The following is a 26,319-nucleotide window of genomic DNA, read 5'->3' on the forward strand; positions in this document are numbered from 1 at the left end:
CACAACGACAGGAGCGAACCATGAGCTTATTGATCAAGGGCGGCACGGTGGTCACCCACGCTGACACTTACCGCGCCGATGTGCTGTGTGTCGACGGCAAAATCCACGCCGTTGGCACCGACCTGGAGGTGCCGGAAGGCTGCGAGATCGTCGATGCCAGCCACCAATTGGTGATGCCTGGCGGCATCGACCCCCATACCCACATGCAGATGCCCTTCATGGGCGCGGTGGCCAGCGAAGACTTCTACACCGGCACCGCCGCCGCCATGGCGGGCGGCACCACCACGATCATCGACTTCGTGATTCCCAGCCCCGGCCAGTCGCTGCTGGAAGCCTTCGAAACCTGGCAGGGCTGGGCGGAGAAAGCCGCCACTGACTTCGCCTTTCACGTGGCGATCACCTGGTGGGATGAGAGCGTCAAAGAGGAGATGGGCACCCTGGTACGCGAGCACGGGGTCAACAGCTTCAAGCACTTCATGGCCTACAAGGGCGCGATCATGGCCACCGATGACATTCTGGTGGAGAGCTTTTCCCGCTGCCTGGAGCTGGGAGCGGTGCCCACCGTACATGCTGAAAACGGCGAGCTGGTCTACCACATGCAGCAGAAACTGCTGGCCCAAGGCATCACCGGCCCGGAAGCCCACCCGCTTTCCCGCCCACCGCAGGTGGAAGGCGAAGCCGCCAGCCGTGCCATTCGTATTGCCTCCACCCTGGGCGCACCGGTCTACCTGGTGCATGTCTCCACCAAAGACGCGGTGGATGAAATCGCCTACGCCCGCCAGCAGGGCCACCCGGTGTTTGGCGAGTGCCTGGCGGGCCATCTGGTGATCGATGACAGCGTTTACCAGCACCCGGACTGGGCCACTGCCGCCGCCCATGTGATGAGCCCGCCATTCCGGCCCAAGGGCCACCAAGAAGCGCTCTGGCACGGCCTGCAATCTGGCAACCTGCAAACCACCGCCACCGACCACTGCTGTTTCTGCGAAGAGCAGAAGGCCGCTGGTAAAGATGACTTCACCAAGATCCCCAACGGCACCGCGGGTGTGGAAGACCGCCTAGCGGTTATCTGGGACGAAGGGGTGAATAGCGGCAAGCTTTCGCCCCAGGAGTTCGTTGCGGTCACCTCCACCAACACCGCCAAAATCTTCAATCTCTACCCGCGCAAAGGGGCGATTCAAGTGGGCGCTGATGCCGACATTGTGGTCTGGGACCCCAACGGCACCCGCACGATTTCCGCCAAGACTCATCATCAGAACGTCGATTTCAACATTTTCGAGGGCAAGACGGTGCGCGGCATTGCCCGCCACACCATCAGCCAGGGCAAGTGGACATGGCGCGACGGGGAGCTGCACGCCGAGCGTGGCGCAGGCCGCTATTTAGAGCGTCCCGCCTACCCCGGTGTGTTTGAACTGCTCGCCAAGCGTGCCGAGCTGAATGCCCCCGTGGCGGTAACGCGCTAACCCGCCTTTTCTCAGAACAGAGCCATGGAGAAACGACCGTGACCCATTCACTTAATCATCTGCCCAGCGCAAAAGAGGTCGGCACCTACGACCCAGCAACGCTGGCAAGCAACTTCAGCGACCTGCACCCGCCGCTGATGCCGCGCCAGGCCATCATCGAAAGCCAGCGCTGTCTCTACTGCTATGACGCGCCCTGCGTCGAGGCCTGCCCGTCGGACATCGACATTCCCAGCTTCATCCGCCAGATCAGCGAAAACAATATCAACGGTGCGGCGGAAACCATTCTGGAAGCCAACATTCTGGGCGGCAGCTGCGCCCGGGTGTGCCCCACGGAAATCCTCTGCGAACGCAGCTGCGTGCGTAACCACGACGCCGAGTGCCAGCCGGTACTGATCGGTTTGCTCCAGCGTCACGCTACCGACCATATGCAGTTCGACAGCCACCCCTTCAAGCGGGCCGCCAGCACTGGCCGCCATGTTGCCGTGGTGGGCGCGGGGCCTGCGGGCCTCTCCTGCGCTCATCGCTTGGCCATGCTGGGCCATCAGGTAACGATATTCGAGGCCGAGCAAAAGCCTGGCGGGCTCAACGAGTACGGCATTGCCCGCTACAAGATGACCGACGATTTTGCCCGCAAGGAAGTCGAGTTCCTGCTGGACATTGGCGGCATCGACCTCCAGTACGGCCAGCGCCTGGGCGACAACCTCACTCTCGATACCCTGCGCCAGCAGTACGACAGCGTGTTTCTGGGATTGGGGCTGGGGGTCAGCCGTACGCTGGGGCTGACCGGCGAAGAGGCACCGGGCCTGATGCCCGCCGTGGACTACATCAAGACCCTGCGCCAAACCGATGACCTGAGCACCCTGGCCGTGGCCAAGCGCTGCATCGTGATTGGCGCAGGCAATACCGCCATCGACATGGCCACGCAAATGGCGCGTTTGGGGGCCAAGGAGGTCACTCTGGTGTATCGCCGTGGTACTGAAGCGATGTCCGCCACCGACCACGAACAGGAGATCGCCAAGGCCAACGGCGTGCGCATGGTGACCTGGGCACAGCCGGACGAGATTCTGCTGGATGCTCAAGGGCGAGTGGCAGGCATGCGTTTTGCCAACACCGCCGAGCAACAGGGCCGCCTCTCCACCACGGGCGAGACCTTCGAGATCGCGGCGGATGCCATTTTCACCGCCATCGGCCAGGGCTTTGCGGGCGACAGCCTACGCGATGCCACCGCCGCCGAACTGGCCCGGGATGACGAGCGCATCCACGTGGATGAAATGTTCCAAACCTCACTGCCCAATGTGTATGCCGGTGGCGACTGCGTAAAACCCGGTCAGGACCTCACCGTACAAGCCGTGCAGCACGGCAAGCTGGCCGCCCACGCCATTCATCAAGCGCTCGCCGCCCAGCAGGAGGCCGCATGAACACCACACCTTTCAACACCCTCTCTTTTCCAGGCAAGAAACAAAGCGGCGACAGCGTGGTGAACGGCGTCGATCTATCGGTGAACTTTGCTGGCATCAAAGCTCCCAACCCCTTCTGGCTGGCCTCGGCCCCGCCCACCGACAAAGCCTACAATGTGGTGCGCGCCTATGAAGCAGGCTGGGGCGGCGTGGTATGGAAAACCCTCGGTGAAGAGCCGCCTGCCGTGAACGTCTCCTCCCGCTACTCGGCCCACTACGGCAAAAACCGTGAGGTGATCGGCTTTAACAATATCGAGCTGATTACCGACCGTTCGCTGGAGATCAACCTTCAAGAGATCACCCAGGTGAAGAAGGATTGGCCGGACCGTGCGCTGATCGTCTCCATCATGGTGCCCTGCAACGAGGAAGCCTGGGCGTATATTCTGCCGCTGGTTGAAGCGACCGGTGCGGACGGCATCGAGCTCAACCTCGGCTGCCCCCACGGCATGCCGGAACGCGGCATGGGCGCGGCGGTGGGCCAAAACCCGGATTTGATCGAAAAAGTCACCTACTGGTGTAAGAAGCACTACTCCAAGCCGGTCATCGTCAAGCTCACCCCCAACATCACCGATATTCGCGTGGGTGCCCAGGCGGCGCTGCGTGGCGGTGCGGATGCGGTCTCGCTGATCAACACCATCAACTCCATTACCAGCATCGACCTGAACAACATGGTCGCCAAGCCCACCGTGGGCCACCAGAGCACCCACGGCGGCTACTGCGGCAGCGCGGTAAAACCCATCGCCCTGAACATGGTGGCGGAAATTGCCCGTGACCCGGCAACGCCCACGCTGCCCATTTCCGGTATTGGCGGGATTTCCACCTGGCGGGATGCGGCGGAATTCATCGCACTCGGCGCAGGCAGCGTGCAGGTGTGCACCGCGGCCATGCTCAATGGCTTCCGAATCGTGGAGGAAATGAAAGATGGCCTCTCCCGCTGGATGGCGGAAAAAGGCTACGACTCCATCGAAGCGTTTTCCCGCAAGGCGGTGCCGCAAACCACCGACTGGAAGCACCTGGACATCAACTTCAAGACCATCGCCCATATCGACCAGGACCTGTGCATCGAGTGTGGCCGCTGCTATATCGCCTGCGAGGACACCTCCCACCAGTCGATTGCCAAGCTCACCGAGCAGGACGGCGCGCGCCGCTACGAGGTCATCGAAGACGAGTGCGTGGGCTGCAACCTGTGCCAAATCACCTGCCCGGTGGAGAGCTGCATCACCATGGTGCCTCAGGAAACCGGCAAACCCTTCCTCGCCTGGGACGACGACCCGCGCAACCCCTTCCGCGTCGCCTCTTAGGCGCTACTCAGCCACACCTACGCCGACTCAGGTCGACACGGCCGCCTCTTGATAAAGAGGCGGTCGCATTTTCTGCAACCTACCGTTCCCCCAGTGGCACACGACAACGCCTAGACTTACTGCGATGATGAGAAAATATTGCATATAGCTATATTTCTCAAAAAAAAGGATGCCACATGACAGTAAAAGCCATCGCTGCCACATTGCTGCTGGCCAGCGTCAGCGCCGCCGCGAGCGCGGACCAGCGTATTGCCACGTTTGATCTAGGCAGCTTGGATACGCTGGACGCCCTAGGGGCGCACGAGCAGGTCGTAGGCGTGCCGAAAACGAGTTTGCCCAGCTATCTCGACCAGTACGCTGCCGACGCTTATAGCGACATTGGCGGCCTGCGCTCGCCGGAGATGAAGGTACTGCAACACGCCGATCCAACCCTGATTCTTTACACCGGTCGTCAAGCCGAGTGGGAAGCGGAATTGGGCGAGATTGCTCCGCTGCTCAATACCAGCCTGACGGGCGATGATTACCTGACCGCCTTCGATGCTAACGTGCGCGAACTCGCCGGACAGGTAGGCGAAGAAAATAACGCGGAAGAGGCACTCGCCACGCTGCATACCGAGATCGAGCAGCAAAGAGAAGCGTTGAGCGACGCGCCGACAACGCTGGTCGTCACCCATAATGGCGGCAACCTGATGCTCAATCAGCACCCGGTGGTCCACGACGTCTTGGGCATTGCAACACTGGAGATGCCCGAGAGTGTCCCCCCCGAAGTACGTGGCGAACGCACTTTTACACCGCTTTCCGCTGAAGCGATTGCCGAGATCGCTCCTGAGGTAGTGCTCGTGATCGACCGCAGCGCAGCCATTGGCAATGAACCTGCTGACGCCGACGCGCTGCGCGCCACCCTGGCGGAGGCTGGCGCCAAGCCTAGACTCGTGATGCTCACACCGGCCCTTTGGTACCTATCAGGCGGTGGCTTACAAAGCCTGGCGCTGCAAACTGACGAAGTCACCAGTGCGCTAGCAACACAGCTTTAAATCATCATCTTTACGAGCCGGTTCCCGTTGCGCTGGTCAATGTACTGCGTCGGATAGTCAGCCATCTGAAGGGCTCGCTTGCTAAGACGGATCACGGTCGCCTTCGGGCGGCCGTGGTGGCACATAAGCGGCGGTGCCGCCTAGCTGCCCTGCATGAGCTCTTATGCTTTCCAGCATGGCGGTTGCTGCGGCAGACGGGGAGCCTCTGACCGGTGTAATGATCCCCAAAGAGCGGGGTACGTACGGTTCGATCAAAGGACGCCAGCCAATGCCCTCTGCAGATATCTGTCGGAAGCTGAATGAAGGAAGCGCTGCCACTCCTAATCCCGCCGCCACCATCCGTCCAGCGGTGCCAATCTGACTGACTTCACACATCAAGTCCATCTCAAGGCGTGTCTGTTCTAATACGCTCTCAATGGCAGCACGCGTGCTCGATAGGCGGCTCACGCCGATAATGGGATAACGCAGCAGCGCCTCCCAAGGCACGGTGTCCATCGCTAACAAGGGATGCCCCACGGGGCAAACCGCGACGAAATAGTCTTCAACGAGCGGCTCGAAATGCGTTGCCTCTACACGAAGCGGCTGTACCGACAGTCCAATGTCTGCCCGGTGGTCACTTACCAGGTCATCTACCTGGGAGGCCAGCACATCGTGAACACTGATCGCGATATTGGGAAATCGATGCCGATAATCGGCTAGCACGGTCGGTAAGAATCCTGCCGCTAGCGTTGGCAGCGCAGCCAGCGTTACTTTGCCTCGCTGTTTATTGAATAGCTCTCCAAGATCACCCAGCGCGTCATCCCAATCGCTAATCAATCGCCTAGCCGTTGGCAAAAAGAACTTGCCTTCTGGGGTGAGCTGCACGCCGCGAGGGGAACGGTTGAACAGCACGCCTCCCACACACTCTTCTAGTTTGCGAATGGCAATACTCAAGGCTGGCTGCGACATGTGCAGCCGCTCCGATGCTTCGACGAAGCTGCCGAACTCGGCAATCGCCACGAAGGCTTTTAGCTGACGAATGGAAGGCTGCATAAATAAAGTAAAAGTCTCATTCATATAATTATATTAGACAAATACTAGCAGGCTCTCTCATTCTTAATAAGTCAAATGACACGCATCTTCTGGAACCAACAACCCACAATACCCAGAGAGAGCAACTGCTATGTACTCACTCAAAACGCCACTCTTAACCGCCATTCTCAGTGCTGGCTTGATCGCAGGCACGGCCGTTCACGCCGAAGAGCAGCTCTTGATTGGCTCGACCTCCACATCGTCTAGCCAATACGGCTATTTCGTCGCCGTTGGACAAATTATCAATCAGCATGTCGATGGTGTGCGCACCTCTGTCGTAGAAACCGGTGCCACCGTTGACAATTTGCGGCGCATTTTAAGAAACCAAATCGATATGGGGCTCGTTACCACCAACGTGGGCTATCACGCCTATGCAGGGGAGGGTGAGTTTGAAGGTCGCCCCGTGGATAACCGTCTTCTTTGGGTTTACTCCCAAGCACCACAAAATGTCGTGATGCGCGAAGATTCCGGCGTGACCAGCATGGCAGAACTAGACGGCGTGCGCCTGAATCCGGGGATTACCGGCTCTGCCACCGAGGCCACGACCATTGCCGTGATGGAGACGCTGGGGCTTACCCCAGAGTATGTGCGCGGTTCTACGACGGATGTGGTCGCCGGTGTCAAAGACAACCGTATGGCGGGATACGTCAAATCTGGCGTGGGCGAAAAGCTGGACGGGTCCTCCATGGACATTGCGACGTTCACGCCGATCCAAGTGCTGTCCCTCAGCGATGAACAGGCTGAAACGCTGAATGCACAGATGCCTGATATTTCCGTGGTCAATATTCCTGAGGGAGCGGCCGAGGGCATGCCCGCTTACACGACGTGGAGCTTTGGCTTAGCGATGCATGCAAGTCCCGAGCTTGACGAAGAAACGGCCTACCAAATCGTTAAAGCCGTGATGGAAAATCCCGACCCGCAAGTCAGTGCACTCGCTAATCTCGCCGAGGTCGACATCGCCGAACTCACTCTCAGCAGCGGAACGGTGCCCTTTCACCCGGGTGCCGCGCGCTATTTCGAAGAGCAGGGATACGACATTCCTGACCGTCTGATGCCGTCAGAATAAGGAAAGGAGCTCGGTTCCATGCGCAATAAGCTGCTCATGCTGGTCGCCCTGTTGTTGGGCGGCTTCATCTTCTATACCTCAGCAACCGGGCCTTTTGAAAGCTTGGTTCATCGCAGTCTCTTTCTTGCGCTGGTCATCGGGCTGGGGCTACTCACCTATCCACTGGGCGCTGGAAAATCCTGGCGCCCCTTAGGGATAGTGATCGATGGGTTATTAGCCCTGGGCGCCATCACCGCCTGCCTGTTCATTACCTTCAACGCTAACCGCATTTTGACCACGCTTCCCTGGGCAACCCCCCAAGATATGGCACTCACGGCCATTCTGGTGGTGTCCATTTTGGAAGTTGCTCGACGGGCGATTGGGTGGGTCTTTCCGCTGTTAGTCACCATCGGCATCGCTTATGCCCTACTGGGTGACCGACTCTCAGGACCGCTTAGCCACCGGGGTTTTGATGCTAGCTTCGTGACGGAAACGCTGTTTCTCGGGGATTTAGGCGTATGGGGGATGTTGCTAGGCGTCGCAGCCACGACCATTGCCGCGTTTGTGCTTTTTGGTAGCCTTTTGCTTCATACGGGGGGAGGTCAAACGTTCATTGACCTTTCAATGCGCATCGGTGGGCGTAGCCAAGGGGGCGCCGCCAAAATTGCGACCGTGGCCTCCAGCCTATTCGCGATGGTCAGCGGCAGTGCAGTAGCGAACGTGGCCACCACCGGCAACTTCACCATTCCGATGATGAAGCGGCTCAAATATCCTCCGGCCTTTGCTGGCGGCGTAGAGGCCGTGGCATCCACAGGGGGCCAAATCGCACCGCCTATTCTCGGGGCAGCGGCATTCATCATGGCAGAGATACTGGGGGTCAGCTACGTCACCATTGCCCTGGCTGCCGTATTACCTGCGCTGCTTTTCTATGTCGCAGTATTCTTTACGCTCCACTTGGTAGCGGTACGCAAAGCCCTCCCCTTGGTACCGGAGAGCGAGCTTCCTGCTTGGCCCGATGTACTTCAATTGAGACGATTAACCCCCATTGTTGCCGCGCTGGGTGGCTTATTTGGGGGTGTTCTCAACGGTTACTCCATCCAATTCGCCGCTTTTTTAGGCATTACACTGCTGCTGGTCAGCTATCTTTTCTTTGCGTTGCTAGACCGAACACCGCCCCGTCAAATAGCCCGTTCGCTTGTGACCGGCTTGGAAGATGCGGGTAAGGGCATGGTGATCATCGGGGTGTTACTCGCTGGCGCACAGATTTTGGTCGCCATGCTCAACCTAACGGGCATTGGTGTCACGCTGTCGACGCTCGTGGTCAGCGTTGCGGGTGAACAGGTTTTCCTAGTGGCCCTGATCGTCGCCGTCATCTGTCTCATTATGGGCATGGGCATTCCGACTACGGCGGCCTACGTGTTGGTGGCTGCCGTACTAGCCCCTGCGCTAACGCGCATTGGTATCGAACCGTTAGTCGCCCATCTGTTCGTTTTCTATTTCGCGACGATATCGGTCATCACGCCACCGGTCTGTATTGCGGTGTTCGTTGCCGCTGGTATTGCTAAGGCGGGCTGGCTGCAGGTCGCTGGCCAAGCCATCCGCTTGGGGGCGACCACTTACATTATCCCCTTCTTGATTTTGGCGTACCCGGCGCTTATCGGTTTAGGCGATGCCTGGGACATTACCCTAGCCGCTGCGCGTGCCATGGCCTTTGTCTTGGCTTTTGCCGGCATATTAGGGGGCGCTCGTTTCTTCGGTCACCGCTGGTTGGATAGTGCGCTGCTGGCCATCACAGGACTATTAGCGCTGGTACCCAATAGTGCGCTTGGGTTACTCGGCATCGCGGGCCTGACAGGGCTCTATCTATGGGCTTGGCAATCCTCTCGGCGTATTGCACTTCAAGGAGCGGAGCTATGAGTCATCGAGAAGTGAACATGACGACGATCGCGGTGATTGGCTGTGGCACGATCGGCGTCAGTTGGGCCGCCTACTTTCTTTCCCGCGGTTTACTCGTCACGGCTTTCGACCCGGATACCAACGCCCGAGCCTACTTTGCTCAGCGCGTCGCTGAGGATATGCGTACGCTTGGCGTCGATCCTCTCACACCAGTGGTATCGCCCACCCTGGAAGAGGCACTACAGGGGGCAGAACTGGTCGTCGAAAATGCGCCCGAGTCCATCGCGCTCAAGCAGCAGGTATTAGCCGATATTCAACGGATAGCGCCCTCGCAAGCGTTGGTGGTCAGCAGCACCTCCTCTCTAAAGCACTCTGATATCACTGAGGGGACGCCCGAACCTGAGCGCATCATTATCGCGCACCCCTTCAACCCCCCCCACTTAGTGCCACTGGTCGAACTCTACGGGCCAGATAGTGAACGGGTACAGCGCTTGGCCGATTTTTATCACAGCATCGGCAAGCAGCCGGTGGTGCTGCGTAAAGAGATGGTCGGCCATATTGCAAACCGCCTCTCTTCAGCCTTGTGGCGAGAAGCGCTTTATCTGTTACAGGAGGGCGTGGCCAGCGTCGAAGACATCGACCTTGCTGTGACGGCAGGCCCAGGGTTGCGCTGGGCCATTCAAGGCCCATTCCTGACCTATCATCTGGGCGGTGGGCAAGGGGGCATTCGCCACTATCTGAAACATCTCGGCCCTAGCCAGGAGTATCGCTGGGCAAGCTTAGGGCAACCGACCATGAGCGACGAACTCTATGAGCAAGTCATCCAAGGAGTAGAGTCAGCCACGCATGGTCACTCACTGCCGGACCTTTTCTCTGAACGAGACCGTCAGTTAACGGCCATCCAGCATGCGCTAGCAAACGGCAAACAGGAGAAGTCCCTATGATCGCCTCACCTTGTTTGCTAATGGTTGCTCCCAACGGCGCACGGCGCGTCTATCAAGACCACCCTGCCATTCCATTGACCCCAGAAGAGCTCGCACGCGATGCACAAGAGTGTCTAGCGGCGGGAGCCTCTGCCATGCACCTGCATGTACGAGAGGCCGATGGCCGTCATTTACTCGATGCTGCGGCCTACCAAGAGGCGCTTAGCGCCATCCAAGAAGCCATCGGAGATCAATTACTCCTTCAGGTCACCAGCGAAGCCGGTGGCCGTTATTCACCTTCAGAACAGCGACGTGTGATTGAGGCGTTACAGCCAGAGTACGTGTCTATTGCGGTGCGTGAATGGTTCGGCGATGCGTATGAAGTTCACGCCAGTGGCGAGCTGTGCCGTCACTTGGTAAGTCGTGGCACCCATATTCAATACATCGTTTACTCACCTGAAGATATTTATCATTTCAGTAACTTAAGAGATAAAGGTGTAGTTCCCCACGGCCCGGCGTTTTTGCTCTGCGTGCTTGGACGCTATGCAGACCCGCCCATTGCCGACCCTGGCCGTTTACCAGGTTTTTTACAAGCATTGGCGGCTGGCGACCATTGGGCGGTGTGTGCCTTTGGCCCCACCGAAGGTGATTGCTTAGCACTAGCAGCCCAGCAAGGCGGCCATGCTCGAGTCGGCTTTGAAAACAATCTATGGCGGGCGGATGGCCAACTCGCCACCCACAATGCCGAGCTGGTCGCTGAGACCAAGGCGCGTATCGAAGCAACGGGGCGCCGAGTGATGACGGCACCCGAAGCACGCCACTTCCTTGCCTTGACTACCAATGCACGCACGGGGGTCACCTTATGACGGTCGTAGTCGGTTGTGGTGCGGGCTTTTCCGGTGATCGTACCGATGCGGCCAGGCCGCTCGTCGATGCACTCATGTCGTACGATGCGCCTCGTGCGCTTATGTTCGAAACATTGGGTGAGCGAACGCTGGCGGCGGCCCAATTACGCCGCATCAAAGATCCTGACAGCGGTGATGAGCCGTTGCTGGAAGAGTTTTTATCGCCCGTATTGAGCGATTGCCTCACCCATCACATTACGGTATTGGGCAACTTTGGGGCGGCCAACCCTGGGGCCGCCTGCCGTCGTATTCAGCAGCTAGCCAAGCGCTTGGGTCACACTGAAGCGTGCTTGGCCACGATTCACGGCGATGACGTGAGAGACCAGTTGCATGCCCTTGACTGGCAGGCCTGGGAGGGCGAAAAACGGTCTCTGTCAGCACTCGAGCACGTGGTCGCCGCCAATGTCTATCTCGGCGCAGATGGGCTGATAGAGGCGATGGCACGAGGGGCACACGTCGTGATTACCGGGCGCGTGGCCGACCCCTCGCTGGCACTCGCCCCACTGTGCTACTACCACGACTGGGCAAGCGATGACTGGCACAGGCTTGCCGCTGGGGCATTGGCAGGTCACTTGATTGAGTGTGGCACGCAAGTCACCGGGGGCTACTTTGCTGACCCTGGTTTCAAAGACGTCCCTGGTATGGCCTCGCTGGGTTACCCCCTGGTGGAAGTAGAGCGAAACGGGCGGCTAATCGTGACCAAACCACCCGGTACGGGTGGCTTGGTCACCGAACAAACGGTGAAAGAACAGCTGTTGTATGAAATACATGATCCCAGTGCTTACATCACTCCTGATGTCGTCATCGATCTGGCGCATGTCAGCGTCAGACAACTGGCCAAAGACCGTGTCGAAATCACGGGTGTCCGCGGCAAACCAGCACCTGCTCGTTTAAAAACCACCGTTAGTTTTCTGGGTGGCTACCAAGGTGAAGCCGAAATCTCTTATGCAGGCCCTAATGCGTTTGCCAGAGCTTGTCTCGCCAGAGACACGCTGCGACAACGGCTGGCATTACGCTGCCCCGCCAATTTGCGAGCGCGCTTCGACTTGATTGGTGTCTCCAGCGTTTTCGATGGTGACTCGCAATACAATCCCCATCACATCGGCCAAGCCGCTAGCGATATTCGCCTCCGTCTCGCCGTCGAGCATGCCGACCAACGCGTGGTGGAGCTGGCAACACAGGAGTTATTAGCCCTTTATTGCTGCGGACCTGCTGGCGGTGGCGGCGTCAGGAGACACCATACTCAACGCCTAAAAACCGCTTCGTATTTGGTACCCAGACAACAAGTTACCCCCATCGTGACACTGCATAGAGGAGAGGGTAATGCGTGAATTATTGCATCGCTACGCCCATGCCCGGGCAGGCGATAAAGGCGATCGGCTCAGCTTAGGCGTGTTTGTATACGAGGAAGCGCACTATTCCTGGCTGGTCGAACAGCTCTCGGAAGCGAACGTTGCAGCGCTATTTGCGCATCGAGATGTGCATCACGTCACTCGGTATTTATTACCTCATCTCAAAGGTATCAACTTAGTGTTGGACGATGCGCTGCAAGGGGGCGTCAATGGCGCGTTGAACCTGGATGGACATGGAAAAACGTTGTCCGCCCTACTTTTATCCATGGAGGTCACTCCTCCCGAAGCGGCTCCCTAACATACCGCGCTAGCGTATCGCTCATCGGCACGTTGAGGGTAATGCCTTTACCGGGCAAAGGCTGCTGGAACCAGCGTTCGTAGAGTGCCTGCATGTCCCCTTGCTGGTAAATGGTGCGCAGCGCTCGATTGACTTGCGCCACGAACGCCTGATCGTCTTTACGCATCAGCAAGCCCAGTGGCTCTTCGGCGGTAATGGCCTCTTCTGAGAGGGCATAAGCCGTTGGATCCTCTGACTCTGCGATCATCGTGCTGAGCAGAATGTCGTCCATGGCAAACGCGGCGACGCGGCCATCGGTGACGAGATCGAAGGCCGCTTGCAGCGTCTCGACCGGTACAACGGAAAGATTCAGCCGCCGTTCACGGTTGGCTTGGTTGATTTGCCCGACGTTGACGGTGCCCCGGGCCACGCTCACACTGCGTCCGGCCAAATCCTGAAGCGTGTCGTAATGGTTCTCTTTGAGTGAGACGAAGCGCACGGAGACAAAAAAGTGACTCAGCGAAAAATCAGCGCTGCGTCGGCGCTCTTCATTATTGGTGCTTGCGTTGCATTCGATATCGATCTCGCCGCTATTGAGCATCTGCACACGATTACCGGGCGTTCTAAACACGTACTCGATGGCGAGGGAGGGCAGGCCGAGCTGCTCTTGGAGTTGCGACGCCACCTGCTGGCATAATTCGATGGAGTATCCGAGCACGTTGCCGTTGTCATCCGTGTAAGAAAAGGGCGCGGTATCGCCATAGCCCACGCGTAAGGTGCCTGTCTCGCTCAGCCGCTGCAGCGTATCGATATCGGAAGCCGCCGCCGAGGAGACAGCCCACACCGACATGAGAAGTCCTACCCACCACTGCACTAGGATTTTCACGTTTCACCTCCTGGAGGGGTCATGTACATCGGGCCATTCGAACGTGGCCGCCAGCTCTGCACTCATCGGTAAACCCATCACTTGATTATCGGGCGGTATGGGCTGCAAAAACCATTGATCGTACAGCGCATGAATGGCCCCGCTTTGGTAGTACTCATGCAGCGCCTGGTTGACCGCCTCCGAAAAGACCGCATCCGCTAGCGGCATCATCAAGCCATAGGGCTGGGGGTCGCTGATTGCTTCGTCAGAAATACGAAAACGCTCGGGGGCATCCGCACGGGCGACGAGACTGGCAAGCAAACTGTCGTCCATCACGAACGCGGCGGCCTGTCCCTTATCGACCATGGCGAACGCCTCTTCATGGCGACGGCTAAGCATCACGGCAATGTTCAGCCCATGACGGCGGTTAAGTGCGTTGAGCTGCTCGATATTGATCGTCCCTGTCGTCGATACCACGCTGCGTCCCGCGAGATCTGCTACGGTGCGCATCGCGTTTTCTGCCAAGGCGACATAGCGCGTCGCGGTGTAAAAATGCGGGTATGAGAAAGCCGCCTGTTCGAGCCGCTCCGACGTGCGCGTGGTGACGCCACACTCGAGGTCGATCTCCCCATGGCGCAGTAGAATGAAACGATTGACCGGCGTGACCGGCACGAATCGGACCTCGAGCGGCACGCCGCCCAACCGCTGTTGAAGACCCGCGACCACCGCCCTACAGAGATCGATGGAGTAGCCGACGGGCTGCCCATCGACCACGTAAGAGAAAGGAATTTCCTGAAGGCGGTGACCCAGCGTGATGGCCTGCTGCTGCGCGATCCGCGTCAAGGTAGGCGAGGTTTCAAGGGCAATAGGTGACGCGCTTACATGCAGGCTCATCAGTGTCAGAGCCAACACGCCCACGCCGACACTGTTAGCCCTCATGCGGTGCGCCCCCCATGGTCATGGCAGGGTTGAAGACCGCATAGCGGCCACGCCCCATCGCTTTCGCGGTATAGAGTGCCACGTCTGCGCTGCGTAATAGCGAATGGCTACTGGTTCCGTCCCGGGGCGCCAGCGCAATACCGACGCTTACCCCAATGTGTACCTCGTGACCATCGATGGCAAACGGCTCTTTCAGAACCTCGACCAGTTGATGAGCCAACTGCTGGGCTTTTGCCAATCCGTCATAGTGGGCTTGCTGAATGATCGAAAACTCGTCGCCTCCCAAGCGCGCAACGAGGTCGCTCTCTTCCAGCAGCGCTTGCACGCGTTGGCTCGCCTCTATCAGCAAGGTATCGCCTGCTGCATGGCCAAGCGTATCGTTCACCGCCTTGAAGCGGTCGAGATCAAAAATCATGACATTGAAAGGTGCGCCGTGTGGGGCTTTTGTCACGGCCTCCTGTAGCGCATCGTTGAAGTGTACGCGATTGGGCAGCTTGGTCAGCGCGTCGTGATGCGCTAGGTGCTGGTAACGCAGTGCCTGCTCTTTCACTTCTAATAGGTGCTCTCGCTCTTCCACCTTTTTACGCAACGTCTCGATGGCCTGGGCCATACAGCCAATTTCATCGCTGCGCCAAGTATAGGGCGTGGCCCGATCTGCTCGATTGTGCGCAATATGCGTCAAGGCCCGGATCAAGCGAGGGACCGGTTTGAACAGTCGATGCATCAACATACTCAGCAGCAGCGCCGTTGCCAGCAGCACCACGCCCAACGACGCCACAATCTTCAAGATCAGTTCACGATGTAAGTGATACAGTTCACTCTTCAAGCCAATGCTCGACACCACGACCCCATGCAGATCGCCCTGAGGGCTGATGATAGGCAGCGAACTCACGAAGTGCGCCTCGCCCCCAATGCGCGCAAACCCCACATAGAAGTCGTTCGCAAATGGAGCATTGCCAAGCTCAGCGGCATTTGGAAACACTAATTCACCGGCGGCATCGCTATACGCATTGGCGACCGGCGTAAAGCGGCGGCTATTCGTCAGTGAAAAGAGCCAAACGTTGTGGCGCGTTTGCGCACTGGCCAGCGCCAAGACATCGATGGGGCTGAAGCCAGTGCTCAACACCGACTCTTCATCGCCAATCGGGCGTGTCGATACCAGCTGCGTCACTTGCCCGCCAGGATCGGTACGCACCGCAACAGAAGTATAAATACGCCGAATGGTGGCACTGACCATCTGTGCATTCATTTGCGCTTCGCGCCCCCACTGATCCCGGGCGCTGCGCTCAACCATGGTGAAGCCCAGCATCGCGCCCATCAGATAGGCAAAGATGACGCCCATCAGCATGAAGATAGCCACTTTACCCACCACCGTTCGGTGCCAAGGAAGTGAAGCCTTCGAATCAGGGGCGTTATCGGCGCTGGCCTCTTGCATGCAGCAGGTGTCCTTCAATCGGCGTTTTAGCCATCCGTATCGATGCGTTTAGCGACCAACATCTTGAAATGACATGTCTCACCTTTCAGCAACAGCTGCAGGCCCATGGTTGTTTGATAAATTATCACCAAATGCCTTCTGAATAAGCACACTATTTAAACGTTTTATCCATGAGTCATGTCGCGTTTCTGGCATGCCCTTTGCGAGCTTCAGCCAATCGCTAGGCGCAGGTATCTCATCCCCGCTTGGCTAGCGAGCGGGGGACACGCTAAGTTAGTGATAAATACCTTCAAGGAGCCCATCATGAGCATCGAAACCGTTCGCCAATTTTTTGCCGAGCACGCGCCCGAGGTGACCATCGAAGAGCTAGACACCAGCACCGCCACCGTACAGCTCGCCGCCGAGGCGCACGGTGTGGTCTCTGGGCAAATTGCCAAAACATTGGCGTTCAAAGTGGGAGAAAAGCCGCTACTGATCGTCGCCAGTGGCGATGCTCGGATCGATAATCGCAAGATCCGCGATACCTTCGGTGGCAAAGCCAAACTGCTGGATGCCGACACGGTGATGGAACTGACCAGCCACCCGATAGGAGGCGTATGTCCGTTTGGACTGGCCACCCAACTTCCCGTCTATTGCGACGAATCCCTGCACGCGTTCGATGAAGTGCTACCCGCGGCGGGCTCACCGAACAGTGCCGTGCGCTTGAGCCCACAACGCTTAGCCGACTTAGTCAGCGCTCAATGGGTCGATGTGTGTACGCTACCAGAGAGCATCCGCTAAGTGACGATGAAGCGCGTTTAGGTCACATCGAGCACATAGCCATAAAACGCCGTATTGCGCTGCCAGCCCAGCGACTCGTATAGCCGCTGGGCGCGCTCATTGTCGACCTGCGTCATCAATATCAAACGCGCAACACCATGTTCACGAGCCAATCGAGTGGCCGCTTCCATCAGCGCTCGCCCCGTGCCGTTCTCTCGGCACGCTGGTCGTACGAAAAGATCGTTCAGCGTCCAGCGCGCATTTAGCCCCACGGTGGACACGCCCGGATAGAGCTGAACGAACCCGGTGAGCGTGCCATCCTCACCTTCGCTCACCATAATGCGCGAATCTGCTTGCCCAAACCGTTGGCGCAAAAAATCACGCGCGGCTTGCCTATCACTTGGCTGCTGATAAAACTGCCGATAGCCGTCTAGTAGCTCGGTCAAGGCGTCGAGATCATGAATCGTGGCAGAGCGAACGTGGGACATGCGCTATAACTCCTATATGGGTGAGCCACCGAGTGTCTGGCACACCGCCAAACGCTGAGACCAGACGATTTGCCGCGGATTTTCTGACGACGTTCTGATTGTAGTGTATCGTCTTTTCACCGTTTATCGATCCATCTAACAGCAAGGGGACCACGTGTTCCCACTGGGGTTACCGTGGTCCAAACACTCTTTACTCAAACCGAATCCCGAGCACCGATTTACAAAGCTTGGAGCGTGCATGTTTTTACCGCCAGCGGAGTACTGCTAGGCACGATGGCGCTGCTAGCGCTAATCGACAATAACCCGGTGGCCTGCCTGCTCTGGCTGGGGGCGGCGATGATGATCGATGGGGTGGATGGCACGCTGGCACGCAAATATGAAGTAAAATCCGTGCTGCCGCATTTCGATGGATCAACGCTGGATATGGTGATCGATTACCTCACCTGGGCCTTCATTCCCGCCCTCTTCATTTACTACTTCATTGAATTACCGCCCTACTTAGAGCTGATCTCGGTCTTTATCATTTTGTTGTCGTCAATGTTCTGCTTTTGTAACGTCGATATGAAAAGCCAGGATAATTACTTCGTGGGCTTTCCTGCCGCCTGGAACATTGCCGCCGCCTACTTTTACATTCTTGATTTACCGCCGTTCATCACGTTTACCGCCATACTGGTCTTAGCGATGCTGACGGTGACCAAAATGAAGTTTCTGCACCCCTTTCGTGTGCGTTTGTTCATGCCGTTCAATATCGCCGTCACGCTGCTGTGGTGCGTGTGTGCCACCGCGTTAATTCTTTCACACCCTGATTACACCGCCTGGGCACGGTGGGGCTTAGGTTTGACTTCTCTGTACTTCGCGGGCATGTGCTTTTGGCGCACGGCTCAAGAGTGGTTCGGCGGTCAGGTACCGCGCTAATGGCTCATGACTTCATCGCCCCCGACGGTCGCCCCCGCTGCCAGTGGTGTGGCGGAGCGGCGGAGTTCCTGCCCTACCATGATCAGGAGTGGGGCTTTCCCGTGAGTGATGACCAGCGGCTATTTGAAAAGCTCTGCCTGGAGAGCTTTCAATCGGGCTTAAGCTGGCGCACGATTTTGAATAAACGTGAGAACTTCCGCGCCGCCTTTCACCACTTCGATTTCCACCACGTCGCCCGCTTTACGGAAGAGGACGTGGAGCGCTTACTGCAGGATGCAGGCATCATTCGTCACCGCGGAAAGATCGAAGCGGCCATCAACAATGCCCAACGGGCAAAAGAGATGGTCGAGCAGGAGGGGTCGCTGGCGGCGTTCTTCTGGCGCTATGAGCCCAATGACACCGTGGCCCCCCAATCGCAGTCCACCTCGCCAGAATCCATTGCCATGGCCAAGGAGCTGAAAAAACGCGGCTGGAAATTTTTCGGCCCCACCACCGCGTTTGCCTTCATGCAGGCCATGGGGTTGGTCAACGACCACTCGCTCCACTGCATCACGCGTGAACGGGTGGAGCAAGCGCGGCGGCGGTTTCAGCGTCCCACCTAGCGTTATCGATAAGAGCCTTACTATGAAACCCAACATTAGCTCGATCACGCTTGGCGTCCGGTTTTATTGAACCACTACAGTTCTTGATAGCCGCCAAGGCTAGGCGGTGCGGTTCATCCCCGCGCTTGCGGGGAACGGTTTCAGCTCTCCAACCTGGACGAAGACGAAGCCGGTTCATCCCCGCGCCTGCGGGGAACGGGGACAAAGTACGTAAACCAGACGACCTAAGCGCGGTTCATCCCCGCGCCTGCGGGGAACGGTTGCTGATAGCTGCCTTCGCGCTGCATATCGCCGGTTCATCCCCGCGCCTGCGGGGAACGGAGAACAGGATTCACCAGGAGTACCGAGACCATCGGTTCATCCCCGCGCCTGCGGGGAACGGCTGGACAATGTTATCAATCCCCATTTGCGCTCCGGTTCATCCCCGCGCCTGCGGGGAACGGCCCAATAGCCGTGCTAATCGTGTTGCCACTGGCGGTTCATCCCCGCGCCTGCGGGGAACGGTGCTTTAGTGTCTCTTTCAACATTATCAAGCCCGGTTCATCCCCGCGCCTGCGGGGAACGGAGACTCGGCCTCACGCGGCGGCGGCTCGGAGGCGGTTCATCCCCGCGCCTGCGGGGAACGGGTTCCCTGTTCACTGGCCAAACACAGAACGAACGGTTCATCCCCGCGCCTGCGGGGAACGGGTCATACAGCACCGCGCCGTTGGCATCGATCACGGTTCATCCCCGCGCCTGCGGGGAACGGCTGCATGATGGTTTGTTTGGCAATGAGTCTCTCGGTTCATCCCCGCGCCTGCGGGGAACGGGACTCGCTCACTGATACGGAAATGCTCGACCGCGGTTCATCCCCGCGCCTGCGGGGAACGGATCCGCACAGCGATCAATTAGTCGACCCCTACCGGTTCATCCCCGCGCCTGCGGGGAGCGGTCCGCCCTGGGCGTCAACATACGACCCATCGTCGGTTCATCCCCGCGCCTGCGGGGAACGGTCGGTAGATACGGCGGTCACAACGCACGGAAGCGGTTCATCCCCGCGCCTGCGGGGAACGGACTAATTGTAGCCACTTGTTTTCAAAAAGAAAAATCGCCAGCGGACAAACCACCGGCGATTTTGATCATTTTTTGAACAGATCTATATTCTTAAAGAGCATCAAAAACAGTTACTTATCAATAGACGGTAAAAAGCGCACCAAGCGTAGTCCATCATGGTCGATGGGGACGCGGCGGTTGTCGCCAAAGGTCTGGAACTCGAAGCCGGATTCGTGGTTGCTGGCCCAGGCCATGGCGACGTTGCCCCCCTCCTCGGCCAGCACTTCTATCTGCTCCCAAATCATTTCGCGAATGCGTTTGCTGACATCGCCGACATAAACGCCGGCGCGAATTTCCAGCAGCCAGACGGCAAGTCGTCCGCGCAGGCGGGGCGGTACAGCTTCGGTGACGACGACAAGCATAGCCATGCTATTGACTCCTGTGGCCGCTATCGCCCTCCGACGGCGGCTCGGGGATGGCGGGAGGCACGGCGTCGGCTGGCGGTGGTGGCGGTTCGATCTCGCCCGCCGCAAGCACCTCTTCGATCATGGGGATGATGCGTTGCAGTAGCCGGGTCTGCTTGAAGGCGTCACGACAGGCGATGCGTACCTCGCGCTCAGGCATTGGCGGGTTCTTCGCGGCGATGCGAAATGCTGCCGGAACGACGGTCTCGAATTTGACGATATCGGCAATGTTGTAGACGAAGCTTAATGGTTTGCCGGTATGCAAAAAGCCGATGGCGGGGGCATAGCCAGCTGCCAGAATGGCCGCTTCGGTAATGCCGTAAAGACAGGCGGTCGCCGCCGAGAGGCATTGATTAGCCACGTCCGAGGCGTCCCACTGCTTTGGATCGTAGCGCCGCCCTTGCCATTTCAGACCATACTGCTTGGCCAATACCTGGTAGGTCTTGCGCACTCGGGCGCCCTCGATGCCGCGAAGCTGTTCGACGCTGCGCCGTGAGGGTGGCGCTTCACCAAAGCGCAGCTCGAACATCTTGCGCACGACCTTGAGTCGCAGACTCTCATCCAACGCCAGCTGGGCTTGGTAGAGCAGTTTGTCGGAGCGCGCGCCACCTGGCTGCCCAGCGCTATAAAGCCTCACGCCCGCATCGCCCACCCAGATCAGCAGCGTACCCACGACCGAAGCCAGCTTGACCGCCGCATGGGAAACCCGAGTGCCAGGCTCGAGCAGCAAGCAGGCTACCGACCCGACCGGGATATGCATGCGCTCGCCGTTGACCTCGTCGATGACGACGAACGCGCCGTCGCGCACGTCGATCTGCCCCATGCCGACAAAGATCATCGACATGCGGTCTTTCAAGGGGATGGGCTTTAGGGGGATGAAGCTCATGGTATTCTCATCATCTTGGAGAAATACTTAGCAGTCCGAGCCCGAAAGCCTTGCCGGGGCCTATTCCCTTTTTGATCGCATTTTTTAAAAGGGCTGGATCAGTAGAGGTTAGCACACCTTCAAACCACGCCTGCCGCAAACGAATATCACCTTGCCGAACATCAAGCATTTCTGTCGCCATCACCAGCGCTGTCTCCACATCAAAGCCCGCCTGGGCAGCCTGCCGCTCCAGCCACTGACACTGCAGCTCTTCACTGGCAAGCCCGACTCTTTTTCCAGCTTTCGTCACCGTAGGGTTGGCAAACAGCCTGAATCGATACTTCCCTCTCGCTGTCAGAATTCTATCAACATCGATATTTTTAGACTCTACCTGTGCTTTCAGATAGCCCGGACTCCCGAACCCTGACCAGTCAGGCTGAACAAGCGACTGAACAACAATGATAGGATCCTGCCGACCCGAATCGGGCTCCAGTCGCCACAAAAAACGCGGTGCCTTGTCATCAGGATCGTTCACGAAGGCTCGTACTAGCGACCGATGCATCTCGTAAGCATCGGCCAGATCCCGCCTGACGCTTGCATTGCGCCGGTCAAGCGTGAGTCGAGTGAGATACATCGTCACCCCCTGGCGTCAGTTGCAATGTCTTGACGAAACGAGGGCCAAATCGGCGCTCGGAGAATGGCGCTATCGGTTGATCGACCCGGGCGGTGCCTTCCTTGTCATCTTCGATGACAACGCGTCGCTGTTGCATTTCCTGACGCGTATCGTCCTCGGTGAGCAGCGCTGTCGATCCCAGCACCTCCAAAAGGCTGCCATCACGCAAACCATCTGGCATGAATACCGGGCGAGACGGTACAAAACTCTTGCGGCCCAGCGACAATGGCCAGTACGGTGCCCGTAGGGCCTTATGGATATTAGCCAGTAGTTCGCGCTCACCTTCGAGCGCGACGAGGAAAGCAGCATCCGACAGGTAGTAGCGCTGGCTGACGACGGTGCGATTGGCGTCAGCCTTGCCGGATGAGGCGACCACTCCCGTGGCGGTTTGATAGTCGCGCATAGGGATACCTTCGCGATCGACACGTACTCCCATGCGCAAGGCCGCGAGATCGGAGACAGACTCTGCCCGATCGCGGCCAAGTGCGGCGCAAACCAGGCCGATAACACCGGACTTAGAGGGTTCGAGCTGCGTATCGCGCTCGTCGAATCGGCTGGTCGTCCCCCAGGATTGCATGGGACCAGCCAGGCACATCAGCAATGTCGCCACGTCTATGCCTCCAGCGCGTCATCTGCGAGTTCGCGCACGCGCTGGGCGAGTCGAGTGAGATTGGGCTGCGCTTCGCCCCGGTTCTTGTCAGGCCATTGTCCGGTGAGATCCAGATAGAGCCACTGGTCTTGACCATCGCCGTATACGGCAGACAGCTTTTCATCGGCCTTGTGCAAGCGTTCGACCGATTGCTCGGTCAACGAGATACGCAGATCGGCAACAACCGGCTTCTCGAAGGCGTTGGCTAGGCTCATGGGGGCGAGGTGGCGCAGACTCACACCGATAAAATCCGGCGCGTTATGGGCCGCGAACGTGTTTTGCTTGCCGCTGGGCACGGCGCGCACGAACGCGGTCGCGAACGCTTCGATGGCCGACAGGGCAAGCTCTCGATCCTGCTGGAGATTATCGAATAGCTTGTGTAGGTCGAGCACTGCATAGCGATAGAAGGTCGCCGAGTTGAACTCGATCTGACCGATCATGTCGGCCCCAGTGTTGTCATCCGGCGCACGATCATCTACTGCGGTGTAATAGTCGAATTCGCGCTCGACCCGGTGGGTACTGATCGCGTGCGCCACTTGGCACGCTGCATCCTGATTCACGGCTGGCAAATCAGCAAGCATACGTCCGAACAGGGCAATGTCCACCGCCTTGCCACCGTCGAGCAACGCCTTGGCCTTTTTAGTGACTTCCGGTGGGGCCGAGGCCTTGCGTTGTTTCTTGTTGGCCGTTGCATCGACGTCGGCCAGTTCGTCCCAATATTGGTCGACCAATTCCGCGAACCCAGCAATCTCCTTCTCACCGAGAAACAAGAGATATTCGGTCTTTTCCTTGTCTTTCTTTGACGAACTCAATCCGGCTGCTGCCAAGGCGCTCTCGATCTTACCGGCCGCTTCTTCAGGATCGCGGTCAGCCAAACGCTCCACCAGCAGCCGCTTGAGCCGCTTGGTGCGAATGCCGCGATGAGCTTCGTCGATGAGATCGTATTCTGCCGCCGCCAAGCGCGTGGCCCGCTTGAAGCATTGACTGCTCACCCGCGCACGACGATGGCCGCCAAAGATTGCGTCCTTGGGCGCCCCCGTATCGTCGCGGTTGAGATTGGACGGTGCGAAGTTCTGGATGATGTGAAACTCGAGGAATGCGCGCATGTTCAGGCCCCCTGCTCTTGTGTTGTTTCGGATTGGTTATTGTGTTCGTCTTTACGCGGGATCCAGTAGAAATCCCGTGCCCAGCGTTGGCGACACCGATCGAGGCGTGCCACGTTCGGCGTGCGTGCCAACCAGACTTCCATATCCTTGATAAGAAGCGCTGGGTCGTAGCCGATTGGGGTATCGCGAAGCAACGCCACCACCTGGCGTAGATGATCGGCGATGGTGTCGCCGGAAGCGCCAAGCACGGTGATGAAACGCCGCTCGACGCTTTCTGCGTCATTTTTCTCCTGCGCGGCCAACCGGTTAAGCGCGAAAGCCAAGGTACGATCCGGCTCGTATTCCGGGTGGGCCGCAAACAGTCCCGCCACGAGGTAGCGTGCACGCCGTCTCGGGTCGCCGCTTTTCCAGGCGGGATCAATGAAAGGCTCCAACGACGGGAAAACCACAGGGTCTTCACCAGGCCGCAGCGTCAGGCTTCGACGCAGACGAGACAATACTGGGGACTCATTCTTCGCAAGCGTTAACAACTGTTGTTTTAATGCCTCAGGCTCGCTTTGAGCGGCCTTATCCGCCAACGCCGCACGGTAAAACTCGCGGCCCCAGCGCTGGCGCATCTCCTGCCAGCGGTACTCTTTTTTAAGGGGGTCGAGCCACAGCGCGATATCAGCTATGAGCTGAACGTAATCAAACCCGTAGCCGTCTGCCGCGAGCAGCGTCGTAGCTTGGCGCAGGCGTACCGCAATCTGCTGCTCATCGGCTTGCAGCAGGGCAATGAAGCGCTGCTCTATGCTGGGGTTTTGCCGGGTACGCCATAGCGTGCCAAACGCCTCGGCAATCGTGGCGCCTGCCTGTTCCGGGTGGCTCGCATACAAACCGGCAGTGAGATACAGCGCCAGTCGATACGGATCGTCCACGTCGCGTTCCGCGCCTGCAAAACGCTCGACGATCGCCACCGCTTTTGGATCTTCGCCGATCGGCTGAGCCAAGCTATGGCGCAGGCGGGCAATGGCTCCGGGATTATTTGCATACAGCGTTTCGAGATAACCGACGAATTTGCCGGCATGGGAGGTCATGGCTTTTCTCCTGCGGCGAAGCCTGCCTTGGTCGAGTATTTACTGAGCAGACCCAGCAGCCGCGGATAGTGTCGGGCTTCTGCACGCAGCCCGCGGGGCGTACTACCCAATCCCACGACTACATCGCGCCAGGCACGTTGGGCCGCGTCACGCAGCGTATCGTTCCAGTGAGCGGTCGCGGCTTCGAATTCGTCCGCGGCGAGCTGCGCCATTAAGATGGGTAAAGCTCGCTCGGCCGACGCGAAATATGTGGCCGCTAGTGGCCCGGCCGCCAGAAGACTTTGAGCTCGGGCCTTTGTCTCCTTGTTGTCCGGATCCGGCATGCTGTCGGCGAGCATCCCGCGCGCCACCGCTCGCAGCGTGTAGTAGAGTGCTTCGGCATCTGCCACTTTCTCCTGGAGGGTCTCGGAGCGGTCGAGATCGACCATCAGATTGGCTGGCAGCACGATCTGCTCCATACGCCAGCGCAGCAGCTTGGCCTGATCACTCGCAAGTCCGGCCACCAATAGCGGCTGATAACGGTTCGAGCCGGGTCCGAGTGCTTGATGCAGGCTTGCGGCATACGCGACGACCGCAGCCGGACGCCGGTTTTCGGTTTCGGTCTCAGGCCCGGGTACAAGCACGGGTAGATCGCGCCATGTCGCGCGCCCTTCCGTAAAGCTGATGCGTACGAGCCCGTTTTGACCGGATCGAAAACTAGCCATCGGGTCGGGCTGGGTCTCGCTATCGCCCAGAGCCAGTCCAGCCCCGAAACGCAGCCAACGAATATTGCCGTTCTCCTCACGCTTGAACAGCACGGCACGGCTCTGGCGCGTATAGCGATCATTCGGCCCGGTGGCAAATACCGGCTCACCGACAAGTTGTTTTTCCGTGAGCGGTTCGCGCTCCCAACTGGGCAGATCCGGTTCAGCATTCGAGCGTCGTTCATCCGGATGGAGACTCAGCGCGATCGTCTCCGCCAGCGTATGACCCAAGGGAATCACCGCGGCGGTATTGGCCAGCGCCCCGGCTTTGTCCGAACCACGAAACACCTTGACCAGCCCGCCGGGCGTGAATTGCAGAAATCCGAGCAGCGTGTTCAACGCCTGTGCCGGAGTGAGTTCTGCTGGCTCGCTGTCATAGGCGTGGTCGAATACCACGGGCGTATTGCCGGTGGCGCTTGCCAAGGATATTTGCGCTACGCTTTTGAGCTTATCGCGGGTCGGCCCGGCCGTATCCAGAACGGCCGCCTGCATGAACGGATGGGTATCGTGAAATAGCCAGAAGCGGTCGTGCCAGTGCTCAAGATAGGTGCGTATCGCATCAACGGGCAGGCCATCTCGGTACCATGCGGCCCGCTCGGATTCTCGCCAGCGCCCTTGCGCCGTGGAGATGGCGCGATGAGTAATCGCCAGCAGCAACCGATATTGTGCCACGACACTCGGCGGCGCGGTATCCGCCAGCGCGACGATCTCCCGACTACGCTCGAACGTTTCGAGCAGCCCCATTGAGGTAACCGTTCCATCTGCAAGACAGACAGACAACCAGGGTTCTCGGAGCAGGTCATAAGCCGGAACAGAAAGTTCAGCGCCCACCCGAATGCTATCGCTCGTGTCTGTCATGTACTCCCCCGCACTGAAACGCACCAGACGACTTAACCATTTCCAAGAATAGACCTTTATATAAATTCAACCAAGAAAATATACGTCCCCCCGACGATTGGCTTATAGTCGAGCACTCTGCCCAAGCAG

The 26,319-nt window shown here is 58.5% G+C and carries 25 protein-coding genes and 1 CRISPR repeat array; of the genes, 13 read left to right on the forward strand and 12 right to left on the reverse strand.

The window, feature by feature from the left end:
• Positions 1-20 precede the first annotated feature (20 nt).
• From hydA to MHM85_RS08180, 4 genes are all read left to right on the forward strand, one after another.
• Positions 21-1,460: a dihydropyrimidinase gene (hydA, locus tag MHM85_RS08165; protein ID WP_219861955.1), complete on the forward strand. Its 1,440-nt coding sequence runs from the start codon at positions 21-23 to the stop codon at positions 1,458-1,460.
• A gap of 38 nt (positions 1,461-1,498) precedes the next feature.
• Positions 1,499-2,878 (forward strand): NAD(P)-dependent oxidoreductase, encoded by a 1,380-nt coding sequence (locus MHM85_RS08170; RefSeq protein WP_219861957.1) that lies wholly within the window; start codon positions 1,499-1,501, stop codon positions 2,876-2,878.
• Positions 2,875-4,218 (forward strand): NAD-dependent dihydropyrimidine dehydrogenase subunit PreA, encoded by a 1,344-nt coding sequence (preA, locus tag MHM85_RS08175; protein ID WP_219861960.1) that lies wholly within the window; start codon positions 2,875-2,877, stop codon positions 4,216-4,218. The genes MHM85_RS08170 and preA overlap by 4 nt, the downstream gene beginning before the upstream one ends.
• Before the next feature lie 176 nt (positions 4,219-4,394).
• Positions 4,395-5,252 (forward strand): ABC transporter substrate-binding protein, encoded by an 858-nt coding sequence (locus MHM85_RS08180; protein WP_219861962.1) that lies wholly within the window; start codon positions 4,395-4,397, stop codon positions 5,250-5,252.
• Positions 5,253-5,333: 81 nt separating this feature from the next.
• Here MHM85_RS08180 and MHM85_RS08185 read toward each other — a convergent pair whose 3' ends face one another.
• Positions 5,334-6,284, reverse strand: coding sequence for a LysR family transcriptional regulator (locus MHM85_RS08185; protein WP_139525826.1), 951 nt, complete (start codon positions 6,282-6,284; stop codon positions 5,334-5,336).
• A gap of 130 nt (positions 6,285-6,414) precedes the next feature.
• On the opposite strand from MHM85_RS08185, the gene MHM85_RS08190 reads away from it, so the two are divergent.
• Genes MHM85_RS08190 through MHM85_RS08215 form a run of 6 tightly spaced genes read left to right on the forward strand, consistent with a single transcriptional unit; the run spans position 6,415 to position 12,742 of the window.
• The gene (locus tag MHM85_RS08190; protein ID WP_139525827.1) at positions 6,415-7,389 is read left to right on the forward strand and encodes a TAXI family TRAP transporter solute-binding subunit; all 975 of its coding nucleotides are present in this window, start codon (positions 6,415-6,417) and stop codon (positions 7,387-7,389) included.
• A gap of 18 nt (positions 7,390-7,407) precedes the next feature.
• On the forward strand, positions 7,408-9,285 hold the full coding sequence (locus MHM85_RS08195; protein WP_219861964.1) for a TRAP transporter fused permease subunit: 1,878 nt from the start codon (positions 7,408-7,410) through the stop codon (positions 9,283-9,285).
• Positions 9,282-10,208, forward strand: a complete 927-nt coding sequence (locus MHM85_RS08200) for a 3-hydroxyacyl-CoA dehydrogenase NAD-binding domain-containing protein (RefSeq protein WP_219861966.1) — start codon at positions 9,282-9,284, stop codon at positions 10,206-10,208. Before MHM85_RS08195 ends, MHM85_RS08200 begins: the two co-directional genes overlap by 4 nt.
• Positions 10,205-11,053, forward strand: coding sequence for a 3-keto-5-aminohexanoate cleavage protein (locus tag MHM85_RS08205; RefSeq protein ID WP_239285683.1), 849 nt, complete (start codon positions 10,205-10,207; stop codon positions 11,051-11,053). Before MHM85_RS08200 ends, MHM85_RS08205 begins: the two co-directional genes overlap by 4 nt.
• Positions 11,050-12,423: an acyclic terpene utilization AtuA family protein gene (locus MHM85_RS08210; RefSeq protein ID WP_219861970.1), complete on the forward strand. Its 1,374-nt coding sequence runs from the start codon at positions 11,050-11,052 to the stop codon at positions 12,421-12,423. Before MHM85_RS08205 ends, MHM85_RS08210 begins: the two co-directional genes overlap by 4 nt.
• Entirely contained in the window at positions 12,416-12,742 is a 327-nt protein-coding gene (locus MHM85_RS08215) for a hypothetical protein (RefSeq protein WP_219861972.1), read from the forward strand. Before MHM85_RS08210 ends, MHM85_RS08215 begins: the two co-directional genes overlap by 8 nt.
• Here MHM85_RS08215 and MHM85_RS08220 read toward each other — a convergent pair.
• Genes MHM85_RS08220 through MHM85_RS08230 form a run of 3 tightly spaced genes read right to left on the reverse strand, consistent with a single transcriptional unit; the run spans position 12,717 to position 15,960 of the window.
• Positions 12,717-13,607: an amino acid ABC transporter substrate-binding protein gene (locus MHM85_RS08220; protein ID WP_239285685.1), complete on the reverse strand. Its 891-nt coding sequence runs from the start codon at positions 13,605-13,607 to the stop codon at positions 12,717-12,719. The two genes, MHM85_RS08215 and MHM85_RS08220, sit on opposite strands and share 26 nt — an antisense overlap.
• A gap of 3 nt (positions 13,608-13,610) precedes the next feature.
• Positions 13,611-14,525, reverse strand: coding sequence for an amino acid ABC transporter substrate-binding protein (locus MHM85_RS08225; protein WP_239285687.1), 915 nt, complete (start codon positions 14,523-14,525; stop codon positions 13,611-13,613).
• Positions 14,515-15,960, reverse strand: a complete 1,446-nt coding sequence (locus MHM85_RS08230; RefSeq protein ID WP_219861974.1) for a GGDEF domain-containing protein — start codon at positions 15,958-15,960, stop codon at positions 14,515-14,517. The genes MHM85_RS08225 and MHM85_RS08230 overlap by 11 nt, the downstream gene beginning before the upstream one ends.
• Before the next feature lie 303 nt (positions 15,961-16,263).
• Here MHM85_RS08230 and MHM85_RS08235 point away from each other — a divergent pair, with 303 nt between their 5' ends.
• Positions 16,264-16,740, forward strand: a complete 477-nt coding sequence (locus tag MHM85_RS08235) for a YbaK/EbsC family protein (protein WP_219861977.1) — start codon at positions 16,264-16,266, stop codon at positions 16,738-16,740.
• A gap of 17 nt (positions 16,741-16,757) precedes the next feature.
• Here the strand turns inward: MHM85_RS08235 and MHM85_RS08240 are convergent, their stop codons facing one another.
• Positions 16,758-17,207: a GNAT family N-acetyltransferase gene (locus MHM85_RS08240; RefSeq protein WP_219861980.1), complete on the reverse strand. Its 450-nt coding sequence runs from the start codon at positions 17,205-17,207 to the stop codon at positions 16,758-16,760.
• Positions 17,208-17,381: 174 nt separating this feature from the next.
• Between MHM85_RS08240 and pcsA the strand changes: the two genes are divergently transcribed.
• A complete protein-coding gene (gene pcsA, locus MHM85_RS08245) occupies positions 17,382-18,122 on the forward strand; it encodes a phosphatidylcholine synthase (RefSeq protein ID WP_343218330.1) in 741 nt (246 codons plus the stop codon).
• Positions 18,122-18,724 carry a DNA-3-methyladenine glycosylase I gene (locus MHM85_RS08250; RefSeq protein ID WP_219861982.1) on the forward strand — a complete coding sequence of 201 codons (603 nt, stop codon included), beginning with the start codon at positions 18,122-18,124 and terminating at the stop codon, positions 18,722-18,724. The genes pcsA and MHM85_RS08250 overlap by 1 nt, the downstream gene beginning before the upstream one ends.
• A 109-nt stretch (positions 18,725-18,833) precedes the next feature.
• Positions 18,834-19,777: direct repeats of the CRISPR family, unit length 29 nt; unit sequence CGGTTCATCCCCGCGCCTGCGGGGAACGG.
• Between the two features lie 110 nt (positions 19,778-19,887).
• Here MHM85_RS08250 and cas2e read toward each other — a convergent pair.
• Genes cas2e through casA form a run of 7 tightly spaced genes read right to left on the reverse strand, consistent with a single transcriptional unit; the run spans position 19,888 to position 26,190 of the window.
• The gene (gene cas2e, locus MHM85_RS08255) at positions 19,888-20,184 is read right to left on the reverse strand and encodes a type I-E CRISPR-associated endoribonuclease Cas2e (protein WP_219861984.1); all 297 of its coding nucleotides are present in this window, start codon (positions 20,182-20,184) and stop codon (positions 19,888-19,890) included.
• 1 nt (position 20,185) lies between these two features.
• The gene (cas1e, locus tag MHM85_RS08260) at positions 20,186-21,106 is read right to left on the reverse strand and encodes a type I-E CRISPR-associated endonuclease Cas1e (RefSeq protein WP_219861986.1); all 921 of its coding nucleotides are present in this window, start codon (positions 21,104-21,106) and stop codon (positions 20,186-20,188) included.
• A gap of 10 nt (positions 21,107-21,116) precedes the next feature.
• The gene (cas6e, locus tag MHM85_RS08265; RefSeq protein ID WP_219861989.1) at positions 21,117-21,719 is read right to left on the reverse strand and encodes a type I-E CRISPR-associated protein Cas6/Cse3/CasE; all 603 of its coding nucleotides are present in this window, start codon (positions 21,717-21,719) and stop codon (positions 21,117-21,119) included.
• Positions 21,694-22,368 (reverse strand): type I-E CRISPR-associated protein Cas5/CasD, encoded by a 675-nt coding sequence (gene cas5e / locus MHM85_RS08270; RefSeq protein WP_219861991.1) that lies wholly within the window; start codon positions 22,366-22,368, stop codon positions 21,694-21,696. Before cas5e ends, cas6e begins: the two co-directional genes overlap by 26 nt.
• Before the next feature lie 2 nt (positions 22,369-22,370).
• Positions 22,371-23,513, reverse strand: a complete 1,143-nt coding sequence (cas7e, locus tag MHM85_RS08275) for a type I-E CRISPR-associated protein Cas7/Cse4/CasC (protein ID WP_219861993.1) — start codon at positions 23,511-23,513, stop codon at positions 22,371-22,373.
• Between the two features lie 2 nt (positions 23,514-23,515).
• The gene (casB, locus tag MHM85_RS08280) at positions 23,516-24,589 is read right to left on the reverse strand and encodes a type I-E CRISPR-associated protein Cse2/CasB (RefSeq protein WP_219861995.1); all 1,074 of its coding nucleotides are present in this window, start codon (positions 24,587-24,589) and stop codon (positions 23,516-23,518) included.
• Positions 24,586-26,190: a type I-E CRISPR-associated protein Cse1/CasA gene (gene casA / locus MHM85_RS08285; RefSeq protein WP_275443411.1), complete on the reverse strand. Its 1,605-nt coding sequence runs from the start codon at positions 26,188-26,190 to the stop codon at positions 24,586-24,588. Before casA ends, casB begins: the two co-directional genes overlap by 4 nt.
• Between the last annotated feature and the right edge of the window lie 129 nt (positions 26,191-26,319).

It is taken from the genome of Halomonas sp. McD50-4 (assembly GCF_022348135.1).
GTDB classification, from domain to species: domain Bacteria; phylum Pseudomonadota; class Gammaproteobacteria; order Pseudomonadales; family Halomonadaceae; genus Vreelandella; species Vreelandella piezotolerans.

Bases quoted from the DNA above. Each gene is read 5' to 3' on its own strand.
- hydA (WP_219861955.1), top strand. From the start codon at position 21: ATGAGCTTATTGATCAAGGGCGGCACGGTGGTCACCCACGCTGACACT.
- preA (WP_219861960.1), top strand. From the start codon at position 2,875: ATGAACACCACACCTTTCAACACCCTCTCTTTTCCAGGCAAGAAACAA.
- MHM85_RS08180 (WP_219861962.1), top strand. From the start codon at position 4,395: ATGACAGTAAAAGCCATCGCTGCCACATTGCTGCTGGCCAGCGTCAGC.
- MHM85_RS08185 (WP_139525826.1), bottom strand. From the start codon at position 6,284: ATGCAGCCTTCCATTCGTCAGCTAAAAGCCTTCGTGGCGATTGCCGAG.
- MHM85_RS08190 (WP_139525827.1), top strand. From the start codon at position 6,415: ATGTACTCACTCAAAACGCCACTCTTAACCGCCATTCTCAGTGCTGGC.
- MHM85_RS08195 (WP_219861964.1), top strand. From the start codon at position 7,408: ATGCGCAATAAGCTGCTCATGCTGGTCGCCCTGTTGTTGGGCGGCTTC.
- MHM85_RS08200 (WP_219861966.1), top strand. From the start codon at position 9,282: ATGAGTCATCGAGAAGTGAACATGACGACGATCGCGGTGATTGGCTGT.
- MHM85_RS08205 (WP_239285683.1), top strand. From the start codon at position 10,205: ATGATCGCCTCACCTTGTTTGCTAATGGTTGCTCCCAACGGCGCACGG.
- MHM85_RS08210 (WP_219861970.1), top strand. From the start codon at position 11,050: ATGACGGTCGTAGTCGGTTGTGGTGCGGGCTTTTCCGGTGATCGTACC.
- MHM85_RS08215 (WP_219861972.1), top strand. From the start codon at position 12,416: ATGCGTGAATTATTGCATCGCTACGCCCATGCCCGGGCAGGCGATAAA.
- MHM85_RS08225 (WP_239285687.1), bottom strand. From the start codon at position 14,525: ATGAGGGCTAACAGTGTCGGCGTGGGCGTGTTGGCTCTGACACTGATG.
- MHM85_RS08230 (WP_219861974.1), bottom strand. From the start codon at position 15,960: ATGCAAGAGGCCAGCGCCGATAACGCCCCTGATTCGAAGGCTTCACTT.
- MHM85_RS08235 (WP_219861977.1), top strand. From the start codon at position 16,264: ATGAGCATCGAAACCGTTCGCCAATTTTTTGCCGAGCACGCGCCCGAG.
- MHM85_RS08240 (WP_219861980.1), bottom strand. From the start codon at position 17,207: ATGTCCCACGTTCGCTCTGCCACGATTCATGATCTCGACGCCTTGACC.
- MHM85_RS08250 (WP_219861982.1), top strand. From the start codon at position 18,122: ATGGCTCATGACTTCATCGCCCCCGACGGTCGCCCCCGCTGCCAGTGG.
- cas2e (WP_219861984.1), bottom strand. From the start codon at position 20,184: ATGGCTATGCTTGTCGTCGTCACCGAAGCTGTACCGCCCCGCCTGCGC.
- cas1e (WP_219861986.1), bottom strand. From the start codon at position 21,106: ATGAGCTTCATCCCCCTAAAGCCCATCCCCTTGAAAGACCGCATGTCG.
- cas6e (WP_219861989.1), bottom strand. From the start codon at position 21,719: ATGTATCTCACTCGACTCACGCTTGACCGGCGCAATGCAAGCGTCAGG.
- cas7e (WP_219861993.1), bottom strand. From the start codon at position 23,513: ATGCGCGCATTCCTCGAGTTTCACATCATCCAGAACTTCGCACCGTCC.
- casB (WP_219861995.1), bottom strand. From the start codon at position 24,589: ATGACCTCCCATGCCGGCAAATTCGTCGGTTATCTCGAAACGCTGTAT.
- casA (WP_275443411.1), bottom strand. From the start codon at position 26,190: ATGACAGACACGAGCGATAGCATTCGGGTGGGCGCTGAACTTTCTGTT.